General features: G+C 50.1%; 13 protein-coding genes. 2 read left to right on the top strand and 11 right to left on the bottom strand.

From position 1 onward, the window contains the following. Positions 1 to 29: 29 nt before the first annotated feature. Together HMPREF0670_RS11210 and HMPREF0670_RS11215 are read right to left on the bottom strand one after the other, a co-directional pair. Entirely contained in the window at positions 30 to 2780 is a 2751-nt protein-coding gene (locus HMPREF0670_RS11210) for a GH92 family glycosyl hydrolase (protein WP_009231265.1), read from the bottom strand. Between the two features lie 1704 nt (positions 2781 to 4484). Further along, positions 4485 to 5486: a malate dehydrogenase gene (locus HMPREF0670_RS11215; RefSeq protein ID WP_009231266.1), complete on the bottom strand. Its 1002-nt coding sequence runs from the start codon at positions 5484 to 5486 to the stop codon at positions 4485 to 4487. Positions 5487 to 5795: 309 nt separating this feature from the next. Between HMPREF0670_RS11215 and HMPREF0670_RS11220 the strand changes: the two genes are divergently transcribed. Then, positions 5796 to 7592 carry an aminopeptidase P family protein gene (locus tag HMPREF0670_RS11220; protein ID WP_009231267.1) on the top strand — a complete coding sequence of 599 codons (1797 nt, stop codon included), beginning with the start codon at positions 5796 to 5798 and terminating at the stop codon, positions 7590 to 7592. Between the two features lie 144 nt (positions 7593 to 7736). Here the strand turns inward: HMPREF0670_RS11220 and HMPREF0670_RS11225 are convergent, their stop codons facing one another. The 9 genes from HMPREF0670_RS11225 to priA all read right to left on the bottom strand — a co-directional run bounded on the left by HMPREF0670_RS11225 (position 7737) and on the right by priA (position 20098). Beyond that, positions 7737 to 8228 (bottom strand): gamma carbonic anhydrase family protein, encoded by a 492-nt coding sequence (locus HMPREF0670_RS11225; RefSeq protein WP_009231268.1) that lies wholly within the window; start codon positions 8226 to 8228, stop codon positions 7737 to 7739. A 402-nt stretch (positions 8229 to 8630) separates the two neighbouring features. Further along, a complete protein-coding gene (locus tag HMPREF0670_RS11230; RefSeq protein ID WP_232213911.1) occupies positions 8631 to 9326 on the bottom strand; it encodes a hypothetical protein in 696 nt (231 codons plus the stop codon). Further along, positions 9323 to 10477 carry a 1-acyl-sn-glycerol-3-phosphate acyltransferase gene (locus HMPREF0670_RS11235; RefSeq protein ID WP_009231270.1) on the bottom strand — a complete coding sequence of 385 codons (1155 nt, stop codon included), beginning with the start codon at positions 10475 to 10477 and terminating at the stop codon, positions 9323 to 9325. Before HMPREF0670_RS11235 ends, HMPREF0670_RS11230 begins: the two co-directional genes overlap by 4 nt. Positions 10478 to 10643: 166 nt before the next feature. Further along, positions 10644 to 11645: a D-alanine--D-alanine ligase gene (locus HMPREF0670_RS11240; RefSeq protein ID WP_044078168.1), complete on the bottom strand. Its 1002-nt coding sequence runs from the start codon at positions 11643 to 11645 to the stop codon at positions 10644 to 10646. 279 nt (positions 11646 to 11924) lie between these two features. Then, complete coding sequence (locus HMPREF0670_RS11245; protein ID WP_009231272.1) at positions 11925 to 12974, bottom strand: RluA family pseudouridine synthase; 1050 nt, start codon at positions 12972 to 12974, stop codon at positions 11925 to 11927. A gap of 47 nt (positions 12975 to 13021) precedes the next feature. After that, positions 13022 to 13708, bottom strand: coding sequence for a PASTA domain-containing protein (locus tag HMPREF0670_RS11250; RefSeq protein ID WP_009231273.1), 687 nt, complete (start codon positions 13706 to 13708; stop codon positions 13022 to 13024). An 885-nt stretch (positions 13709 to 14593) separates the two neighbouring features. Further along, positions 14594 to 15067 (bottom strand): arginine repressor, encoded by a 474-nt coding sequence (locus HMPREF0670_RS11255; RefSeq protein WP_009231274.1) that lies wholly within the window; start codon positions 15065 to 15067, stop codon positions 14594 to 14596. A 1463-nt stretch (positions 15068 to 16530) separates the two neighbouring features. After that, the gene (locus HMPREF0670_RS11260) at positions 16531 to 17538 is read right to left on the bottom strand and encodes a DtxR family transcriptional regulator (protein WP_044078169.1); all 1008 of its coding nucleotides are present in this window, start codon (positions 17536 to 17538) and stop codon (positions 16531 to 16533) included. A gap of 289 nt (positions 17539 to 17827) precedes the next feature. Then, a complete protein-coding gene (priA, locus tag HMPREF0670_RS11265; protein ID WP_009231276.1) occupies positions 17828 to 20098 on the bottom strand; it encodes a primosomal protein N' in 2271 nt (756 codons plus the stop codon). 554 nt (positions 20099 to 20652) lie between these two features. Here priA and HMPREF0670_RS11270 point away from each other — a divergent pair. Further along, positions 20653 to 23544 carry an ATP-binding protein gene (locus tag HMPREF0670_RS11270; protein ID WP_009231277.1) on the top strand — a complete coding sequence of 964 codons (2892 nt, stop codon included), beginning with the start codon at positions 20653 to 20655 and terminating at the stop codon, positions 23542 to 23544. Positions 23545 to 23839 lie beyond the last annotated feature (295 nt).

Genomic DNA, 23839 nt, shown 5'->3' on the forward strand with positions numbered 1-23839 from the left:
TTGTTTAAATATTAATTGTTATTCGATGTTCACTTCGTTAGTTCGTACCTTATGGTTGCCCCGTTCTTCAGGTCGTCATAAGTAATGATGCCGTCGGTGCAGGTTTTGCCGTTCACCTTCACCTCTTTTATATAGATGTTTTTGTCGGTGCGGTTGGGCGCGCTTATCTCGATGTTGCCGTTTGGCCGTTGTATGGTAACCCGTTTAAACAAGGGCGAATTGAGATAGTAGATGTTTTGCCCTGCGTTGGGGAAGAAACCCATAGCCGAGAAAAGCCACCACGAAGACATGGCACCGCTATCGTCGTTGCCGGGCATGGAATATTCGCCGAAAAGGTTTTCCAACACGTGGTTCACCCAATAGCAAGTGAGGTCCATCCGCCCGGCATGATTGAAGAGGCGCGCCGTAAGGAACGATGGCTCATTGGCCAACTCCAACAGGCTGTTTCTGAAACCGTAGTCCAGTTTCTTGGCAAACTGCTCTTTGCCACCATTCAATTCGATGAGTTTGTCTATATCGTGGGGCACGAAGAAAGAATAAGTCCAAGCGTTGGCTTCATAAAAATAGCGTTTCCACGAGCCCCAAAAGTAGGTGGCATCTATGTCTATCCACTTTCCGTCTTTGTCTCTGGGGCAAATAAAGCCCTTAAAGCCCTTGCTTTCCAAGTCGGCGTTCCACATGTTCACCCAGCGTTTCGAGCGTTCCAGATATTTCTTGTAGTCGCATTCGTGACCCAATTTCTTGGCTGCCAATGCCACACAGTAGTCGTTATAGGAGTATTCCAAGGCTGTTGATTGGGCCATCACGCCACCGGGGAGCCATCCGTTCTGCCGATAGAACAGCGTATCGTTTTGGCCCAACCCCTTTTCGCCCACCATTAACGGCGCTGCACGGCGCTCGTGGTCGGCACTGAACTTCAAGTACTTGTAAGCCTCAGCCTTGTCAAAGCCCTTAATGTCTTTAATAATAGCGTCGGCCACGATGTTGTCTACATCGTTTCCACCTTGTTCTTCGGCCATATCGTTACCTGCGATATAGGCGTCTTTCACCTTTCCGTTCACCTTCCAGCGATTAACGAAGGCCTGAACGTTACGTCCAACCACGTCGGGCTCGATGATGGTGAGCAGCGGGAAGAGCGTACGCCACGTATCCCACACGGCGAAATGGTCGTCCCACAGTTCCTTGTTGCCGAATGCGGGGAACTCGTTGGTGCGGTTTCGGGGCATCAGCAAGCAGTGATACAAGGCCGAATAAAATTGTTTCATCCTCACGGCTGGGGCTTCGTCTACAACGATGTCGCTCAATATGCGGTTCCACTTGTCCTCGCCGCGTTTCTTCGTTGCCTCGAAATCCCATCCCGGAATTTCGGCGGCAAGATACTTCTTGGCCTGCTCAACACTGTTAAACGATATGGCTATCTTGAGTTTAACCGCCTCGCCGTTGTTCGTGTAGTATGTAAAGTAGCTGCCTATGCGGTCTTCTCCTTGGGTTAGTTGGGCCTTCTTGGCACCTTGTTGCAGTGTCCCGTTTTTCCAAACGCCGAACGTTCGGGGCTTTTTGTCTAGCTGCGCGGTGAAATACAACTTGTAAAAACCACCGCTGAAACCACCCTCGTATTCAATCATACCCGAAAATCTGTCGCCTTCGTCACTGTCTATGCTCACGCTGTTTGCCTTAACTGTTCCGCCGATATATTTGGCAATGTCGCGGGTAAGACTGTGGGTTACGTCCATGGCGATGTTCGCCTCGGGCGTTTGTGGGAAAGTGAAACGGTAAATGGCGGCATGTTCGGTTGGCGTAAGTTCGGCAACGATGCCATACCTGTCTAACCTTGCCCTATAATAGTTGGGTTTGGCCACTTCGTCGCTTGCCGGCGAGTCGTGTTCGGTTTCGCCAATGCTGAGCCCCACTTGTGGCGAAAGCAAGAAATGGCCATATTTTCCCCATCCCGTTCCACTAACGTGCAGCTGTCCAAAACCGCGTATTGGCTGATTAGGCGCATAGCCGTCGTGTTCGCCTTCGGGTGTTTGGGGCGACGGATTGATGGAGCCGAACGGCATTTGCGGACCAATAACGCAGTTGCTACCGTTGGCATCGATAACGCCCACCCTGTTGTCTACAAACGACATCAGTGCGTATATCTTTTTCTTACCCTCCGTATGCAGATAGCGTGGCTTAACCATAGCACCCCATTTGCCTATCGGCTCGATGCGCGAGGGCTGCCCTGCGCCCCTAGTCCACACCTGGAACTCCATCAAGCGCACAGCGTCGTCTTTGGCCTCTTCGGGCACAAGGAAACGAACTAAGCGCACACCTTTCCAATCCACATCGTAAACACGTTGGTTTTGGGTATTTGTTGTCTCCGTTATTCGGTCGGTCCAGTGTTGTCCGTCGACACTTGTTTGCACCTTATATATGTTGTTGGGGTCCCCATGTTCCCATATCAGGCAAACCTTACGCACGTTGTAATCTTTCTGAAGGTCGTAAAGCAACCACTTGTTTGGCGAACTGTTGTCGCACCATTTGGTTCGCACGTCCCCATCGCAAGCCTTCTCGGGCGCCTCATTCTGGTTGACGAATGCCGACGCACTCACATCAATGTCTTTCGACAGGGCGATGTTGCGCATAACGGTATCTGCGTTTGCGGTTTGTGCCTGCTTTGTTACGGTCACCTTTTTACGTTTTGCGCGCGTGTTGTCCGTAGGGAAATTTGTCCGCACCACAGCGTGCAAGGCTACGGCTACAAACAACAGAGCCGGTAATAATGTATGTTTTCTCATTTGTCTATATAGGTAAATATATTGTTACTGTTAATACGTCTTTACACCCATTGCAAGGATTAGGCAAAGCAGGGCTGTTTTACGGGCAACCATTCAATTTGCTATTGATTTAGCTCCACAAGGAATAAAATGGTTGCAACAGCATACATTTTGTCATAATTTGGCAATAATTGGTGGATTATCATGTGCACAAAGTTAAGAATAATATAGTAAATCATTGTGCACTATATTATCAATATCTAATACTTTCTTGCATTATCACATTTTCTTTTTAACAATTTGGGTAATGTTACGGTGCATCCCGACCTTTTTCCCCCTCCACCTTTCCAATATAGGCACTGAAGTCGTCTTGACTTTTTATGTTTCTATCATTTAAGAGGTGTTTGTTATCTCTGTTATGCCAACACAAGATAAACACCCTTCTTACACACGAAGTAGAGGACAAATCAACCCACCAATTCATCAACTCACCAACTCATCAACTCAAAAAGCCACCAGCTCATCAACTGAAAAGCTCAAAACACCTCCAACTCACCAGCTTTCCACCTCACCAACTTAAAAACTTATAGTCAAACAGAATTGCTTTTGGAAAATAGCTGATAGAAGAATGCAACGCGTGTACATCATGGCATTAACAAGGCTTTACGCAGATTAAAAGTAGGTGTATCGTTTGCCTACGCTGTATTTGTGGCATTCTAAATTCAATTTTGTTTGACTATAAATTGTTATCTTTTATTTTACAATACCGCTCTAATTTTCGAGCCGTTCTAGCGAGAATATAGGCCCAAAAGTAGGCAAATCGCCCCAATTTTTAGCCTTTCGCTCCTCCCGGCATGTTCAATTTTAAGAAAAAGACCTGCATTTTGTACCTTTTAGCCTTTCTATTTTGCTTAACGGCTCGTAATTTTTCAAGCCCAAATACACGCTTTTAACCCCTAAAATTCCACTTTTTAACCACTATTTTGCCCTTTTCGGCCATGTTTTTAATGTTACTGAAAGGTTTTATTTATACCATTGCTGTGGATAATCATGCTTCTCACCTTGCGTTTAGCACCATTTTGCCTGGTGTTTTGCACCAAAACGCAGTGCATTTTGCACCAAAACGCAGTGTATTTTGCACCAAAACGCAGTGCATTTAGCAGCAAAACGCAGTGTATTTAGCACCAAAACGCAGTGCATTTAGCGGCAAAACGCCCGAAACGGGGTGCAAACAGCGGTCTTTTTAAATAAAAATTCATTTCATCGTATTCACAAGCTACCCCCTTTTTGCATCAAAACAAACCTTCGCGAGAATCGATTTTTTGGGCCAAGCGGGTGAAGTGGTGGATAAAAAGGGCAGCCATAGTGTCAAAATATATGCGGAAAAGCAGACAAAAACGAGATGGTAGCAGGCGGTTTAATGAGTTTCAGACATTGGGTTAATTAAGTTAGCGGGGCTAGTTTATTTAGTTCTTCTAGTCGGACTGGTCGGACTGGTCAGACTGGTCGGACAAGTTAATAAGAGTGGTGGGCGCAGCCATCTTTTCACCTTTTCACCCTTTCACCTTTTCACCTTTTCACCTTTTCACCCTTTCACCTTTTCACCCTTTCACCCTTTCACCCTTTCACCTTTTCACCTTTTAGGATGTGCCCAAACAAAAAACATCCCCCAAGCGCACTTATGGTGCGTTGGGGGATGCGTGTTTTTAGCTTTTCAGCCCTAACTTACTTCAAGTTGGGGTTGATTTCGCCCCACTTCTCTACGGGAGGAAGTACGCCAAGGGCGATAACCTCTTCGCGCATCTTCACCAAGTGGTCGTAGCTCTTCTTCAATTCGGCCATTTCCTCGGGCGTGCCAACAACCTCTTCGTAGGCAGAACCCTTCTCGGTGATGCTCACTTCCATAGCCATCATGATGTGGTCGATGCCGGCAAACGACACGTAGCGACCTGCGGGCCATGCAAATTCTTCGCCACCCATGGCGGCCTCAATCATCTTAACCGATACGTAAGCTGGGCTTTGGAACGAGCTGCGGCCACGAAGTTTGATGATGTTCGAACCACCTTGAACCGTCTTCTGCTTGATTTCGGCCCATTTTTCGGCACTCAGTTTCGGCGTACCGATAAGGTCGAGCAGCGGCGTGCCTTGCACTTTGGCGGTAGATGCAAACACAGCCATCGCCTCGCCGTGGCCTCCGTAGGTGCGGCAACCCGTAACTTCGCTCTGAGGAACACCGAAGTGCTTAGCCAATTCGCTTTGCAAACGGATGGAGTCGAGGGCTGCAAGCGTTGATACTTGTGAGGGTTTCAGGCCCGACCAGATGAGCGTTACCAAGCCCGTGATGTCTGCGGGGTTGAAGATAATAACCACATGCTTTACGTCGGGGCAGTAAGCCTTGATGTCTTTACCCAGCTGTTCGGCCACGGTGGCGTTGCCTTTGAGCAGGTCTTCGCGGGTCATGCCCTCTTTACGGGGAGCTCCACCCGACGAAATGATGTACTTGGCACCTTTTAAAGCCTCCTTAACATCGGTGGTGTAGGTGAAGTTCACATCCTCGAAACCGCAGTGGCGCATTTCTTCGGTAACACCTGCCAATCCTGGTTCGTACACATCGTACAGGCAAATGTTGGGGGTTAGGCCAAGCATGGCGGCTGTTTGGGCCATGTTGGAACCAATCATGCCGGCTGCACCGACAATAACTAGTTTCTCATCTGTTAGAAATTCCATAATTATATTTGATTTTTGATTAAAGTAACTTCGTTGCATTGTTAGGGCAAAGGTAGCAAAAAAAATGGTAAGGCAGGCATCTTACACGGCCTTTAATTTGTTATAATTTTAAAACGTACGTGCTTTTTGTTACTTATGGCTGACAAAAGTGGTGGCGAAGGCCATGTTTTTCATTTTTATTTCATAACTTAGCACCGAGCCAACAACATACGGGCACACTCCCCGCGACATGCCCCTCGACGGAACACGACATGTAAACGGGGGCGAAATACAACTCGTATAACATGACAAAAACCAAAAGCACTAGATATGAAAACAATCGAACAACGACTTGACGCCTTGCGCCAACTGATGCGCAGAGAACATTTGGCGGCCTTTATCTTTCCCAGTACCGACCCGCATTCGGGCGAATATGTACCCGAACATTGGAAAGGTCGCGAATGGATTTCGGGGTTCAACGGCTCGGCCGGCACGGCAGTGGTGACGCTCGACGATGCCGCCGTGTGGACCGACTCGCGCTACTTCATCGCCGCCGAAGAGCAATTACAAGGCACAGGGTTTAAGTTGATGAAGGACGGATTGCCGCAAACGCCAAGTGTTGCCGAGTGGCTGGCCGACAAGTTGCGACATACCGACAACACCGAAGTGGCACTAGACGGCATGGTTAACACCTTGAGCGAGGTGAATGCGCTAAAAGTAGAGCTGAGAAAACTAGGCGGACTGACCCTTAGAACCAACATCGACCCACTGAAAACGATATGGACCGACCGCCCCGAAATACCCACCAACAGCGTTGAATTGCAGCCTTTGGAACTGGCTGGCGAAGAAACACGACACAAGATAGAACGCATACGGAAAGCCTTGCGCGCCGTACATGCCGACGGAACGCTGGTTAGCACCCTCGACGATGTGGCGTGGACACTTAACCTTCGCGGCTCTGACGTGCAGTGCAATCCTGTGTTCGTGGCCTATTTGCTTATCGAGCAAAACCGTTCTACCTTATATATTAATAAGGAGAAACTGGGAGAAGAGGTGAAAGCGTATCTTAAATCGCAGCAGATTGAGGTGGCCGAATACGCCGATGTGGATAAGGGACTTGCCCGTTATGCCGAATATAACATCTTGCTAGACCCCAACACAACCAACTATACGCTTGCGCAGAAGGTTACGTGCCAAGAGATTATAACGCTGCCCTCGCCTGTCCCTGCCCTGAAAGCGGTGAAAAACGATGCCGAAATACGGGGCTTTCGCAACGCGATGCTGAAAGACGGCATCGCGATGGTGAAGTTTTTGAAGTGGCTGAAACCTGCCGTGGAGGGCGGAACAGAAACGGAAATCAGTCTGGACGAGAAACTAACGTCGTTCAGAGCTGAACAACCGCTGTTCCGCGGAAAGTCGTTCGAAACCATCGTTGGCTACGAAGCGCATGGGGCTATCGTGCATTACGAGGCCACACCCGAAACGGATATTCCCGTAAAACCGCGCGGACTGGTGCTCATCGACAGCGGCGCGCAATACCAAGACGGCACGACCGACATCACGCGAACCATCGCTTTGGGCGAAACAACACCCGAACAACGCACGGCCTACACGCTGGTGTTAAAGGGATTTATCAACTTTGCGATGCTGAAATTCCCCGATGGCGCAACGGGCACGCAGCTAGATGCCACGGCACGCTTACCGCTTTGGCGCGAGGGTATGAACTTTTTGCATGGCACGGGTCATGGTGTTGGGGCCTATCTCAACGTACACGAGGGGCCACATCAAGTTAGAATGCAATGGCGGCCTGCGCCTTTCCACGCCGGAATGACCATTACCGACGAGCCTGGGCTATATATCGAGGGCGAGTATGGCATCAGGATAGAGAACACCTTGCTCACTATTCCCTATCGTTCAACGGCCTTTGGCGAGTTCTTGCAGTTCACTTCGCTAACGCTTTGCCCCATCGACACCGCGCCTATTGTTCTTTCCATGCTCTCGGCAGAAGAGGTTACGTGGCTCAACGACTACCATCGCATGGTGTACACCACGCTTGCTCCACATCTAGACCGCGAACATCTGGTATGGTTGAAAGAGGCTACAAAGCCGTTGGAGAGAGGACGATAAAAGGTAATTGGCTTGACTTTACAAAATTAAACTAGCTTATTTAGGCAACCGAGACATAGCGGCTTACCTAGATAAGCTAGTAACACCAGTGACATTAAAGATACCATGAAAGCCAAAAGGGCTGGCTAATCAATCGCATAAACCTTAATACCATTTCTTTATCTCCATATAATGCTGGGCGAACTCTTCGGCTTGGCCGGGCGCAGTGCGCTTAATCAGCTTGGCAGGAACGCCTGCCCACAGCTCGTTTGCACCTATCTTCGTGCCTTGCAGCACCACAGCACCAGCCGCAACCACTGCTCCTTCGCCCACTTCGGCGGCATCTAGCACCGTTGCGCCCATGCCAATAAGGCAGCCGCGACGAAGAATGCAGCCGTGAACAGTGGCGTTGTGTCCCACTGACACGTCGTCTTCTATCACTACGGGCGTGCCATGCGACTGGTGTACGCATGCTCCGTCTTGTATGTTTACGCGATTGCCGATGCGTATTCCGTCTACATCGGCACGAAGTACAGCACAGAACCACACCGAACAGTCGTCGCCCATAGTGACGTCGCCCACAATGGTGGCGTTCTCAGAGAAATAACAATTGTTGCCCCATTGAGGACCTTTACCGTTTACTTGTTTGGTAAGCATGATGTTGAGTTTATAAGGAGTTAAGGAGTTAGGGAGTTAAGGAGTTAAGCCAAATGCGTTGTTGAACAGAGGATAACTATCGTGGGGAGTTAGGGAGTACATTTGGGAAGTTAAGGAGTTAGGGAGTTAAGGAGTTAAGCCAAATGCGTTGTTGAACAGAGGATAACTATCGTGGGGAGTTAGGGAGTTAGGGAGTTAGGGAGTTAAGCCAAATGCGTTGTTGAACAGAGGATAACTATCGTGGGGAGTTAGGGAGTTAAGCCGTATGCGTTGTTGCACAGGGGATGACCATCTTGTTAGTAAGTCGCAGCCTTAGTTGTTTCGAGCCTCGTTGTTTAACCAAGCTATTGGCTTAACTCCTTAACTCCCTAACTCCTTAACTCCTCGAATAAACTCCTCATTCTATCCTCCCCTTTCCACCGTAATCATCCTTTGATAATCCTTCACTCGAAACACGAAACGAGTGTTGGCAGGAAGTTTTTTAATGGGTACACTGATGTACACGCGTTGCGAATAATACTGCGGAACACCATTCTGACCATGCGCAAGGTGCATATATAAGATGTGTTCGCCAGCTGCGGTAGTAACTAACGAGTCGCGAACAACCCCTATTCGCTGCTTTCTATCGGGCTCGTCTGTTCGCCCTACCTTCAAGGCAAAGCCTATGTTGAAGTACTTTCTGTTCTTACTAACCCATGCACTCTCGAACGTTACGGGGTCGGTGGGCCACGTCGTGCTGTCTGAAAGCGAAACAACTGGGATGGGAACAATACTCCTGGGGTTGACGTTTGCCCCGCGTTGGTCGTAATAATACAGCACGCGATAAACGCTATCGGCCTTTGCCAACGCCTTATTTGATGTGTTCGGGGGAAATCGGAGCGTGTCTCCATCATCCGTTACGGCAAAGGCAAGCTTGGCATTGGCTGTGGTGTGAGCCTCTGCGAAGTGGGCCTTCAAGTACGAATTACTACCATCGCCCGTGTCGTAACTATCGGTCTCGCACGCCGAAAGGGTGGTAAGCGCAACAAGCACAACCACGGAAACCCCACCTAGGAACAAGCGTGCGAGTGGCGATATGACTTTACGAGCGTTCATCATACGGAGCGTTGGTTAATCAAGGGGTTGGCATACATCTCAAGCATACGCTGCCGCAAGAACGTTTCATCCTTCTGCGGAAGGGTTATTTTAGCCATCTGACCCTCCAAATACTTCTCGAACGTGGCCTGCTCTTCGGCTGTAAAGGCGTTGTCTGCACCCTTTTCGCCCGTAAGTAGATACAGCGCAACGTGGTTTCCGGGGTAAATACGATAGTTACGATAAATCTCTTGGTCGATGTGTTGGGCCACAGCAGCAAACAAGTCGCCTTTGGGCATGTCGCGATCCAACGTAGAGAGGAAACCGTCTATGCACGGTGCGCAATGGTAATGAATAGCCCCCTTGTAACCAACAATACCCGTTTGCATGCTCAGCACATCGTCTTGTGCACTCTTCTTAAAGTCGGGCGTATCGCGTTTCTGCTGCATTTCCTTGGCTTTAAGGAAATCGCAGGGGTCGTACTCGTACGAAATGGCCAGCGGCACAATGTGCAAGTCGGCCAATCGGTCAACAATGTCGCCCTCGCCACCAATGGCCATCATCTTCAACACGGCCTCTTGGGTGCGGTCGTTAGAGTCTTTCGCCCGCCCTTCGCGTTGTGCAATCCATACGTTCTCGTTCTTCTCGTTGATGGCGTAGTGCATATACTCCGACAACAACTTGCTAGACGCCAGCATTTGGCGGATAGGCAGGTTGCGTTCTACGATAAACGACTTGTTTACGCGCACCAAATCCCTCACCCACGGCAGGGAAAGCAGGTTGTCGCCAATGGCTATTTCGCATGTGGTAGAGAAGCCGTTGTCGATAAGGAACTTGGCTAAGAAAGCCGAATCGAGCACAATGTCGCGGTGATTACTTAAAAAGGTGTAGCGGCGTTGGCTGTCGATGGCCGTACTATCCATGCTCCCACCACTGCTTGCTTTGGCCAACAGGTTTGCCAAAAAGGGGTAGGCAAAGGTCTTTTGCACTTCAAGACTGGTTTTGCAAGCACGCAGTTGTTGCGCGAAAAGCGAGAAAGGCAGCTGCGGAAAGATGTAAGTTATCACAGACTCGAACTGCTTATCGGCCAAAAGTCGGTCGAAAGCGGCGGGCAGCTCTTCGGCATCAAAAGGCCGAATGGTTGCGAATTTCTCTAGATAGTTATTGGATTGCATGTTATGTAGATGATAAGATGACAGCCTCTACTCCCCCTAAACAAAGTAACTGAAAAGCGATTCACATCGCTACCTAGCCATTCTATAAAATTAAACTAAACATTCTTACGTGGGGAGCGAGGCTGTCGAAATTATACGTTTTGGGCGTGTCAGCGCGACAAGGGGGTTAGAATTGGTTCTCCACAATGTCGCTCAACACGTCTTTCATTTCCATTCCAGCGGCGCGCACTTGCTGTGGAATAAAGCTAGTGGGCGTCATTCCAGGCGTGGTGTTCACCTCAATGAGGTTTATCTTATCCGTCCCGTCGGGTTCCTTGGTTAGGATATAGTCGATGCGGATAATGCCGTTGCAGCCTAGCAGTTCGTAGATGCGCGCCGTTTCGTCGGCCACCCTGCGCGCCGTTTCGTCGGCAATGCGAGCAGGCGTAATCTCTTCCACCTGTCCGTTATACTTCGCATCGTAGTCGAAAAACTCGTTGTGGCTCACCACTTCTGTTGCTGGCAGCACCTTCGTTTCGCCCTTTACGCGATAGCATCCCACCGAAATTTCGGTGCCATCGAGGAAGGATTCAATCACGGCGGAGTCGTCTTCCATCAGTGCTTTGCGCAATGCTGGGGCCAATTGGTCTACGTTCTTCACCTTCGACACGCCGAAACTAGATCCGTCGGCAGCAGGTTTCACAAAGCAGGGCATGCCCAATTGTTCCTCAACGGCTCGTTCGTCGATGCCATACTCTTGACCGCGACGCACCAAAATACTCTTGGCCACGTTCACTCCAAAGCCACGTAGGTAGTTGTTTAGCACGTATTTGTCGAATGTTAGTGCCTCAACCAACACGCCACTAGTAGAGTAAGGCATGTCGATAAGCTCGAAATAGCCCTGCATGATGCCGTTTTCGCCCGGCGTTCCGTGAATGGTGATGTAGGCATAATCAAAGAACACGTGCGTGCCTTCGTGCTCAAAGGAGAAGTTGTTCTTGTCGATAGTGGCCTTTTCGCCGTTACCGAGGTCCACTTTCCAATTCATCCTTTCGATGTCTACGATGTAAACGTTGTACTTGTCTTTATCAAAGAACGAGTACAAGCCCCGCGCCGAGCGCAACGACACTTCGTGTTCAGACGAGTTGCCACCGCATACGATGGCAATATTTCTCTTCAAATCTTTCATATCCTTATATATCTTTTCTTCTTTAAGTTCAGTTGACGAGGGTAACGAGTTGACAAGTTGACCAGTTAACGAGTTAACAAGTTGACCAGTTGATAAGGTTACCAGTTGACCAGTTAACAAGTTTGCGAGTTGGCAAGTTAACGAGTTGACGAGTTAACAAGTTGACGAGGCTGGTGGGCGAAGCCATTTTTCACCTTTTCACCTTTTCACCCTTTCACCTTTATAAGCCTTTTCACCTTTTCACTCTTTCACCTTTATAAGCTCTTTCACGCCGTCTTATCAAACAGCCAATCCCTTGATGTAGTTGCGCCATTTGTCTAACAACTGCTCCATATCCTGTGGCAAGGGCGAGGTAAAGTCCATCTGTTGGCCCGTTGTGGGATGAACAAAGCCCAGCGTTCGGGCGTGCAAGGCCTGTCGAGGGCACAGCTTAAAGCAGTTTTGTATGTAGGCCTTGTAGGTAGACGAACGTTCGCCGCGCAATATCTCGGTGCCGCCATAACGTTCGTCGCCAAACATCGGATGCCCGATATGTTTCATGTGCGCCCTTATTTGGTGCGTGCGCCCCGTTTCGAGGATACACTCCACGAAGGTGACATACCCGAAACGTTCCAGCACGCGATAGTGGGTTACGGCCGGCTTACCCGTTTCGCTATCGGGCGGAAACACTGCCATACGCAATCTGTCGCGCGGGTCGCGCCCGATGTTTCCCTCTATACGCCCTTCGTCTTCGGCGAAGTTGGCCCACACCAAGGCGTTGTAACTGCGGTGAGTGGTCTTGTTGAAGAACTGCAACCCCAGCTTTCGCTTGGCCTCGGGTGTCTTCGCCACCACCAAAAGTCCGCTTGTATCTTTATCAATGCGGTGAACCAGCCCCACTTCGGGGTCGTTGGCATCGAACGAAGGCATGTTGCGCAGGTGCCAAGCCACGGCGTTGATTAGCGTTCCGTGGAAGTTTCCCGCGCCTGGATGCACCACCATGCCCGCAGGCTTGTTGATAACCATCAGCGCATCGTCTTCGTACACCACGTCGAGCGGTATGTCTTCGGCCTCAATGGTCGTATCGTGGTGCGGTCGGTCTAGCATCAGCGTAATCACATCGCCCGGCCTTACCTTGTAATTGCTCTTCACGGGGCGTTCGTTTACGTGCACGAAACCCGCGTCGGCGGCCTTTTGTATGCGGTTACGACTGGAATGTTGCAACCTTTCTGTCATAAATCGGTCGATACGCACGGGCACTTGTCCCCTATCCACCACTATGCGCAGGTGTTCGTACAGTTGCCCCGTGTCGTCGTCCTGTTCTTCTATCTCCTCTATATAATCGGTCATGCGTTGTTGTTGTTGAAGTGTGCCTCTCGGCCTGTCCCAATGGCGGCTTAGTTGCCCCGTTGCGGCGTTTCGGCAGGCGTAACCACGTCGAACTCGTCTACGTCGCCCTCGCCTTCCTGGTCCTCTTGTTGGTTTTTATAGTTGGGTTCCACATAGTCGATGGTCGTATCCGTTTCCGAACGCGAGCCATTCCCCACCTGCAACACCACCACAGCATCTACGGGTATCTTGTCGCCAGCAACCACATGCCGTCCGTTCACCGTAGCGCCGTACACCCATTCGCGTTCGCCCACGATGAATTGCGGTTCGCCCACCCTGAAACCCATCGCCCTAAGCTTGGCCATTGCCTCGCGCATCGAGCTGTTGTCTACGATGTCGGGCATGGTAATGGTGGGCGTATTACCCGAGTTTACGATTACATAGACCACATGGCCCGTCTTAACGCAGTCGCCGGGCTGTGGCGATTGCTCCAAGATGCAATCCGCAGGCAGTGTCCGCACATATCCCGTATCGGTAACTTCGATAAGCAACCCCACGTTGGCCAGCATCTGTTTGGCATCGGCGAACGACTTATGTTTGATGTCGGGTATGGGTATGGCCTCGCCATGATGGGTGTAGATGTCGATACCGAACTTAGCACCCACCACAAGTAGAACCACCACAGCCGCCATAGCCGCGAGATTTAACCAGATATATTTGCTTGTTAGTTTGCCGAAAAAATCTGATGACTTCATTTTTTATGCTATACTTAAAGGCAAAGGTAGTGCAAATAGCACAAAACACAAAGAAAAAGACAAAAAAAAGACGACTGCTACATCCTCATGCCACAGTCGCCCCACAAATTTAAGAGAGTTTTTTTATCAACGAGAGTCTGTTCTCGCTAATCATGAATAGATTGAAATATGATGTTCGCTGCCCTTTCGCAAGGGGCTTACACCGCCTCTTCCCTATCCTAATAAAATGAATTGATTTCACAGAAACGATGTGGAAGAGTTCGGCTACGCACTTCGTAACCGGCTGCAAAGTTAACCAAAAAATGTGAATTTTGCAAATAAAACCAGCCTTTTGCGCAAAATTTGAAGACACATAGGCCATTTACCGCTTGACATGCACGCGCCAAAATTCGCACGAAAGGGGCAAACGAAACGTGCACCAACACGCGTTTCGGCCATGTGTTGGTGAAGCTTTGTACGCCCCTGTGCTACCAAGGGCACATCACAAGGGGCAATGCGCAAAAGGCGGTTGCGCCTTGCACGTACGAAGTTCCGCGTTTAAAAGGCAGCTCGCAACAGCCGCCATACAGGTAAAGCCGCACACGCCAGCATCCGCATGGCGGTGAGCGCGCTTACATGGCGGGCATCCGAAAGTGGGGAGCTACAAGGTAGAAATCCGCAGATGGGCTGCCAATGCCGGCGCACTGGCTCCGCAAACAGCACATTGGCTCCACCCAACAACGTGTCGGTTCCGTATTAAAAGCAATGCCCATACGTCCGCCTTCGCCCTGTTTTCCTACCCCGCCTGGTGCGGCACACGACCTTACGGCCCTGCTGTCCGCATGGCATCGTGTCTGTTTCCGTCGATTAGATTAATGGCTATTACTTAATGAAGCACAAATCCACCTACATCCGCGAAATAACATCTTGCATTCTCCGTGTCATCTCGTCTGGGTCGAAGGGCTCTTTAAAGGCAATAAAGATAGTGTCGTTTCCAGATATGGTGCCCAATATCTCTGCAATCCCGCCATTATCGATGTTGTAGGCGATAGAGCTGGCATAGCCCGGACGGGTTTTCATCACGCCCATGTTTCCCGAAAAGGCGATAGATTGAAAGCCCGAAACCTTCATCATCTCGCGTGCCATGCGCGGGGTGGGTATGCGCTTGTACATCGTTTCGTTAGGCAGCACGTAGGTGTACCTGCCATTAATGCTGGCGGCTTTGGCCACTTTCAGCTGCTTTAAGTCACGGCTGAGCGTAGCTTGCGTGATGTTGAAACCCTCTTGGGAAAGTGCTTTCAATAGGTCTTCTTGACAGCCTATCTCCTGACTGGAGATGAGCAGTTTCAACGTTTCGAGTCGGTTGTTTTTCTCTTTCATTTCTGCATCTAATTCAAGTTAAAAAAAGCGGTTACAAAACCAAGCGCGCAACAGCAACGCCTAACACGCGCCGTGTTAATAAAAATACCTTGTTCTGCAAAGGTATGTAATAAAACGACAACTTGCAAGAAAAACGTATTATTTTGTTGAAAATTCCGTTCATTTGCACTATGTCCCTTATGTTCTTATGTCAAAAAACACCTCTATTTGTGGTGAAACACGAAAAGAATTGAGGAGTTAAGGAGTTAAGGAGTTAGGGAGTTAAGCCAAATGCTTTGTTGCAGAAGGGCTAACTAATAGAGGAGTTAAGGAGTTAGGGAGTTAGGGAGTTAAGCCAAATGCTTTGTTGCAGAAGAGCTAACGAATAGAGGAGTTAAGGAGTTTGGGAGTTAAGGAGTTAAGCCAAATGCCTTGTTGCAGAAGGGCTAACTAATTGAGGAGTTAAGGAGTTTGGGAGTTAGGGAGTTAAGCCAAATGCTCTATTGCAGAAGAGCTAACCATCTCGTCAACTTGTTAACTTGTCAACTTGTTAACTAATAGAGGAGTTAGGGAGTTAAGCCAAATGCCTTGTTGCAGAAGAGCTAACTATCTCGTCAACCTGTTAACTCGTCAACTTGTCAACTTACCGTTTCTCGTTAACTCGTCAACCCTTCACCCATGTAATCTTTTCGGCATAAATTTTAACGTTATAGCTAACATTTTTTCCACCAACAGCCCACCTTGCTGCAAAAAATCGATTCTCGCGAAGGTTTGTTTGGGTGCAAAATGGGGTTAGGATGCGAATGCGGCAAAATGAATATTTATTATAAACAACAGCCATTTGCACCAGTTTTGGGGCTATTTGCAGCAAAATATAGTGCAATATGCCGCTAAACGCAGTGCGTTTTGGTGCTAAATGCCATGCGTTTTGATGCTAAATGCAGTGCGTTTTGATGCAAAACGCAGGGTATTTTGGTGCTAAATGCAACGCAAAACGCTGCTAAATGCGAGATGAAAAGCATAAAAATACATCGTAATGGTATAAACATAACCGCTTAGAACCTTTAAAAACATGACCTAAAAGGGCAAAACTCCTATTAAAAAGCGGCATTTTGGGGGTTAAAAACTGGTTTTTGGCATCGGAAAAAACACGAGTCGAGAACCAAATAGAAAGGTAAAACGATACTAAATACCGACAAAATGCCCGAAAAGGGACTAAAAGCGAGATCTGCAAGTCGGCTTTTAGCGGCATTTTTACTGCCAAACAGCCATAATTTTCACTAGAATGGGGCGACGGGCAACACGCCTTTTGTAAAATATAAGTACCCAAATTAACAATCGTGGGCATTTGGAAAAGAGATTCCGAAACGGGCTTTTGCAAGACCCACTAAGCCACAACTGGCATGCCGGTTGGACAAAATGGCGTGGGTGCATGGCACACGCCAACAGCGCATACCAGGCAAACCCTAATCCTCATTCGTGCCTTATTGCTGCTGTTCCTCGCTCTCCACAAGGTCTTTACGCACCAAAACGTACTTGGCTTGCTCGTGCCTTAACGCTATGGCCGACCCACGAACAATGTAAGCGATGGGGTTGCCCATGGGACTAGGCATGTCAATGCTCACCACACTACCTTTTACGAAACCTAAATCCAGCAGACGACGGCGAAGTGCTCCGCGGCAAGCTGGCGACAAGCCCACAATACGTGCCTCTTCGCCCGCTTGAAGATGGGTAAGCCTTTGTGCACGCGTTTCGGGTAAATCGTTAAGTTCCGCAGCTGCAACAGGTTGCATGTTAATGGCCTCGAGTGCCGTTATGGGTAACGAGAAATGCTCGCCCTCGTAGTCGAACATCATGGCCACGTTGTCTATCTGGGTGATGAAGATGAGCGAGTCTTTGGTCAATCCCTTCTCGGCTATGAGCGTAAACAGCTGTTTGTCGTCGTCCTCCACATGCGTAATGCGCCACCACGACTGCGCCTCGATGGGTTCGCCGCATGTGCCTTTGTCGGCAACGGCCAACGAAGGCGTGGGTATGGGGTCACCATGAGGGTCGAAAAGCGGGTTGCCCAACAGCGATGCAATGCGCTCTTGCTCGTCGGGCGTGATGCGGTGTTCCATGCGATGCGCCCGTTCGTGCCACTCGGACGGTGCATAACCCGAGTGTTCGGCCAAGTATTGTTCGTAGATGCGGTGGGCGCGAATAAGCCGAAGGGCGTGCATGCAACCCTTTTCGGTAAGTACGAGCGTGTCGTTGGCAGTCAGTTCGCCGGCCAAAACCAGCGCACCCACGGTGTTGGCCATGCCTTCGCGGTTGGTGCCAAGGTCTTTTGCGGCCTCATCCACCAACTGACGAGTCATTTCCTTACCGTGTTCGTAGATATATTTAAGGAAGTCTTCTTGCAATTCCTTTCCGTCCACATGTTTGTTGCGGGCCAGCAAACCTTTCGTTGCCGTCCACCAATGTTCCTTGCTGTTTATGGTTGTTGCCATGATATGGTTCTCCTTTTATTATTAGTTTACGAGTTGACAAGCTGACAAGTTGACGAGGTAACAAGTTTACGAGTTGACAAGATGGCTAGTTGACGAGTTGACAAGATGACTAGTTGACGAGTTAACAAGATGGTTAGTTGACGAGATAGTTAGTCCCTATGCAACAAAGCATTTGGCTTAACTCCTTAACTCCTTAACTCCTTTAACTCCTTACTTCTTAACTCCTTTAACCTTCTTAACTCCTTAACTCCTTAACTCCTTTAACTCCTCACTTCTTAACTCCTCTCCCTTACAACGGGTCTACATCGTAAAACACGTGCAGGGTGGCGTATTTTTTATCTTTCGCCATCTCGTTATGGGCGTATCGTAAGCATTGGCGCACTTGTTCGCCACTAAGCGATGGTTCTAGTTTTAACACCAACTTGCGGATGTGCAGCGTTTTTACACGCGCCACGGCAGGCTTATCGGGACCAAGAACGCGGTCGCCAAACAGTTGTCGCAGTCTGCTGCCCAGCTCTATCCCGGCTGTTTCGGCCACCTGTTCTTTGGCGTGTTTCAGGTAGACATACACCAATCGAAAGAACGGCGGGTACCTGAACAAACGACGTTCTTCCAACAAGTCTGTATAGAACGCTTGATAATCATTGCGCACCACCTGACCAATGACGGGCAGTTCGGGCGACGTAGTTTGTAGCAACACCAAGCCACGTTTACCCTTCCTCCCTGCCCTTCCGCTCACCTGCGCCATCATCATAAACGCCTGTTCGTAGGCCCTGAAGTCGGGATAGTTAAGCATGGCATCGGCGTTTAAAATGCCCACCACGCTCACTTTGTCGAAGTCTAGCCCCTTAGTAACCATCTGCGTACCGATAAGCACGTTGGTTTTGCCCTGCGAAAAGTCGTGTATAATACGTTCGTATGCGTTTTTCGTGCGCGTGGTGTCAAGGTCCATGCGTGCTATTTTGGCCTCCGGGAACAGCTGTGCAAACTGGTCTTCAATCTTTTCCGTGCCATAACCGCGCCCCCGCAAGTCGGTTTCGCCGCAGTTGGGGCATGTAGTCGGCACGGCGTATGTAAAGCCGCAGTAGTGGCAGGTAAGCTGGTTCATGTTCTTGTGCAACGTCAGCGACACGTCGCAATTGTCGCATTTGGGCACCCATCCGCAGGTGTGGCATTCAACCATTGGGGCAAAGCCGCGCCGGTTCTGAAACAGAATAACTTGCTCACCACGTTCCAACGCACCACGAACGGCAGACAGTAAGGTCGGCGAAAAAGGCCCGTTCATCAGCTTTCGGCGGCGAAGGTCCTTCACATCCACCACCTTTATCTCGGGCAGGGCAATGTCTTTGTATCGTGTGGTGAGTTCAACAAGGCCGTACTTGCCCGTTTGCGCATTGTAATAGGTCTCGGTCGAAGGCGTTGCCGTGCCCAAAAGCGTTTGCGCGCCATAGTAACTGGCCAGCACGATTGCCGCAGAACGGGCGTGATAACGCGGCGCAGGGTCTTGCTGTTTGAAACTTCCCTCGTGCTCTTCGTCGATGATGACCAGCCCAAGACGTTGAAACGGCAGAAACACGGCACTCCTTGCGCCCAGTATAACCTCGTAGGGTTCGGCAGAAAGTTGCTTTTTCCATATCTCCACACGTTCGGCATCGCTGTATCGCGAGTGGTAAATGCCCAGGCGTTTACCAAACACGCGTTTCAGGCGCGAGGTCATTTGCACGGTCAATGCTATTTCGGGAAGCAGGTAAAGCACTTGTTTCTTCTCTGCCAAGGCTTTGCTGATAAGATGGATATACACCTCGGTTTTACCGCTAGATGTTACGCCGTGCAACAGCACCACTCGCTTTTTGAGAAACTGGAACACGATGCTGTTATACGCCTCTTGCTGTGCCGCGCTCAGCGGTTTGGGCTTTTCGGAGGGTTCTGTGTCGCCAGTATTCAGTCGTCCCACCTCCTTATTATATATACGGAGTAGGCCTCGGTCCACCAAAGCCTTAATGGTAGCGTTGCTAGCACCGCTTTCGTTCATCAGTTCCACGCGCGTTATCTCGGCCACGGGCTGTTGCGTTAGGTTGTTTTCTAAGGTGTCCCAATGGCTGAGATGCAGGAAGCAGGTGAACGCTTTGAGCTGTTGGCGCGCGCTACGCAGCATGTCGAGGGCGATGTTCAGCGTTTTATCGGTTTGGAAATTGTCGGCCAATGCCACGTAAACTTCGGTCTTGGGCTGCCACCCGGCCTCGTCTTTAAGGCCCGCAGGCAAGGCCGCAGTGTACACATCGCCGATGGGCGCCATGTAATATTGGGCAATCCATTGCCAAAGGTCAAGCTGCTGGGGCAGCAACATCGGCGCCGAGTCTACCACTTGCAGCACGGCTTTGGTGTCGAAATCGGGCTTTTCATCGTGCACCCGCACCGCCATAGCCGTGCAAGTTTTTGACGAACCGAACGGCACAAGCACGCGAATGCCCAGTTTCACCCCCGTAGACAGCTCGTCGGAGATGGCATAAGTGAAGTATCCCTCTAAGGGGCGGGGCAATATAACGTCTACATAGCGCATGTGTAAGGCCGTTTATCTTTGTTCTTTTCGTTGTTCTATGCGGTTGGCTTTTGTGTTAGGCAGGGTCTGTTTCGCCGCTTTTCGCAGAGAGTGGCCCCGCTTTCGGCAGAAGAATACCGATGCCTTGGGGCAAAGATTTCCGCCCCTTCGGGTTGATGTTTCCGCCGCTTTTGGTTCAGAAATTCGTCCTTTTGGAAGGGCATTTCGCCCCTTTGGAAAGCAATTTCGCAAGCAAGCCCAAACCTAACGCAAAGTTACGATTATTTATTTAACGGACTAAACGGGCAGCAAAGTTTTTCACTTTTGTTGCGCACACAAGTTTTTTATCGCCCAATTTTGCGGTATGCACATCGTTTGCAGGATGTGAATTTATCGGCAAAGAGTGCCTGCCGTTGAACATCTATTAACAAAACAAAGTGCCATTTGTTTAAGAAAAGCAGTATTTTTGCAAAAAATCCACAAGCTACGCCGACCGAAAAGGGCGAGATTATCTCTATTTTTTGAACATTCGCACCTGCCGTTCGGTCGCCCTATTGTCGTCAAACCCCTTTCTAATGAAGTGCTTTGTGGCAGAGGTATGCTTACTTATCCCATCGTTTATGGAGGACACTTCTACCCTTTTGCGGCCATCTGCACGCATGGCCTTGCACGCCCGAAAGGCGTTTTTTATACTATCAGCCCTCTTACTTTTGGCTGCCTGCGCGGGCAGACATCGTTGCTTTACGCCCCAAGAGCGGCGCAAGGCAGACAGCATCGTAGCTCAAGCGCAAGGCATTGAGGCCTTAGCCAAGCTGCAAGCGCAACTGGAAAAACAAGGAAACAAGCTAGGTAGCGTGGTGGCCTTGCGCGAATGGGGTAAGGCTTTGCGCGATGAAAGCCGCTTTGAAGAGTCGTTACGCGTGCATAGTAAGGGCTTGCAACAGGCCGAAGCCATGGGCGACACCATCGAATGGGTGCTCGCACTGAACTATATCGGCACCAACTATCGACGGCTGGGCGTGCTGGATGCCGCCCAAACCTACCACTATCAGGCACTGCGACTGACGGAAGAGAGTGGCGACACGTGTTGGCTGGCCAGAAAAAACTATGTGAAATCGCTCAACGGACTGGGAAACATCTACATGACCTTGGGCAACTTCAGACGTGCCGACAGCGTTTTGCGCAAGGCTTTGGCAGGAGAACGCCAGCTGGGGAGCGACGTTGGGCAAGCCATCAACTGCGCCAACCTGGGCTCTGTGGCCAAACACTTGGGCAAAAAAGACAGCGCATGGGCCTACTTCCATCGGTCGATGGCGTTTAACCGGCACGCCAACAACACGCTCGGCATTGCCCTTTGCCACACGGCTTTTGGCGAAATGTACCAAGAGGCCAAAGAATACGACAAGGCATACGCAGAATATCAAACGGCATACGAGCAGTTACACGACTCGAAAGACGAGTGGCACGCCCTGCAACCGCTGCTTGCCCTGGTGAGCATCGACTACATAACGGGCAACACAAGCACGGCTTTCGAAAACCTACAACGCGCCAAAGCCATCGCCGAAAAGATAAAATCGAAGGAGCATCTGGCCGAAGTGTATTCGCACCTGTACCGCCTTTACGAACGACAAGGCAACTATCGCGCCGCATTGGCCAACCATGTGCTGGCCAGTGCCATGCAAGACAGCGTGATAGACATGGAGAAGGTGAACCGAATACAAAGCATCAGCCTCAACCTCGAACGCCAAATGCAGGGCGAAAAGGTGAACAAGGCGCGCCAAGAACTGGCATCCGAACGCACCGCCAAAACGAACATACTCTACGCAGGCACGCTGGTTATCGTTGTTTTGGGCCTGCTGATTGGCACTTTGATTTACATGGGCCTCATGCGAAAGCGCAATCACCTGCTGTTAAAGAAGATGAGCGCATTGCGCGAGAACTTCTTTACCAACATCACACACGAGTTTCGCACGCCGTTGACGGTTATTCTCGGCCTAAGTCGGGCCATATCGCAAGACAAGAACGTGCCGGCCGACACGCGCGAGAAGACAAAAACCATCGAAAGGCAAGGGACAAGCCTGCTGACACTCATCAATCAGCTGCTCGACATATCGAAAATGAAGTCGGCCGTGGGCGAACCTGCATGGCGAAACGGCAACATCGTGGCGCAAATTGCCATGAACATTGAGAGCTACCGCGAATATGCACGCATGCGCGAAATGACCTTTACGGCCGACCTTTGCGGCGAAGTGCTGATGGATTTCGTGCCCGACTATGTGAATAAGCTGATGAACAACCTGCTGTCTAACGCCTTTAAGTACACGCCACCGCAAGGAACGGTGAGCGTAAAGGTGCGCACAGACGGACAAAAACTGCTGATGGACGTGAGCGATACGGGCAAGGGAATACCTGCCGAGAGCCTTCCGCACATCTTCGAGGCCTTCTACCAAGCCGAAAACGACGGCGCGAAGATTGGAACGGGCGTGGGATTGGCCTTGGTCAAGCAGATTATCGACGCGATTGGCGGCACCATTACCGCTGAAAGCACACTGGGACAAGGCTGCGTTTTCCACGTGAGCCTACCCATCAGACAGACAAAATCGGCAGCAGAGCCTGCCCAACCGCAGAGGCCCGACATGCCGAAACCCCTGCTGCCAACCGAAGGAGACGACCCCACCGACACCGAAATGGCCAACGACGACGCGCTACGCGTGCTGGTTATCGACGATAATGTGGACGTGGCCGCATTCATCGGCTCGCAGCTGTCGGACAAATACGCCATCATTTACGCACACAACGGACGCGACGGACTGAACAAAGCCGAACAAATGGTGCCCGATGTGATTGTTACCGACTTGATGATGCCGGGCGTAGACGGGCTGGAAGTGTGCCGAAGGATTAGGGCTAACGAGGTTACAAGCCACATACCCATCATCGTTGTTACGGCGAAAATAACCGAAGCCGACCGCGTAAAGGGACTGGAAGCGGGCGCAGACGCCTATCTTGCCAAGCCTTTTAATCGCGACGAGCTGCGCATGCGCGTTGAAAAACTGCTTGAACAACGCCGATTGCTACGGGAAAAGTACGCCAAACTGGAAGAAACAGACAAGGAAGACGAGCAACCCCAAAGCGAATCCGACCGCAAATTCATCAACAAAGTTACCGACACGGTGTACATGTTGCTTAATGCCGGCGGCGAAATAGACGTGACGGCAGTGGCCGAAAAGATGGGCATGACGTACAGCCAGTTCTACCGTAAGCTATCGGCACTTACGGGATGCACGCCTATGGGCTACATCCTGCGCATCAAGATACGCAAGGCACGGCTGCTGATAGACAAAAATCCCAGCATGCCTTTCCGCGATGTGGCCGAGCGTTGCGGTTTCAGCGACTACTCCAACTTTGTTCGCGCATTTAAAAACCTATGCGGCATAACCCCCACACAATACGTTAGGCAAAAGGAATAGTGCCCAATAAGCTGCTTTTTACCAATCAAACCTTTTGTTGCCGAACGGATGGGGCTTGCAAAACAAGCCCGATTGGTTCGGCAATTTCTTTTAACCCCCGCAACAAAAAGCAATTTTTCGGCACGTAAAACAAGCCGCCCATATCGTCAACTCCTAAATTTTAACCATTCCTAAATACTGTAAACCTGTCACTGAAAAACGCCCATTTCATCGGCGTTTGTAGACTGCATATTGCTAAATATCACCAGTTGGTGCAGTTTGACGGTGCACAAAAAAAGCACAAATTTACATGATT

The sequence above is a fragment of the Prevotella sp. oral taxon 317 str. F0108 genome, from assembly GCF_000162415.1.
Taxonomy (GTDB): domain Bacteria; phylum Bacteroidota; class Bacteroidia; order Bacteroidales; family Bacteroidaceae; genus Prevotella; species Prevotella conceptionensis.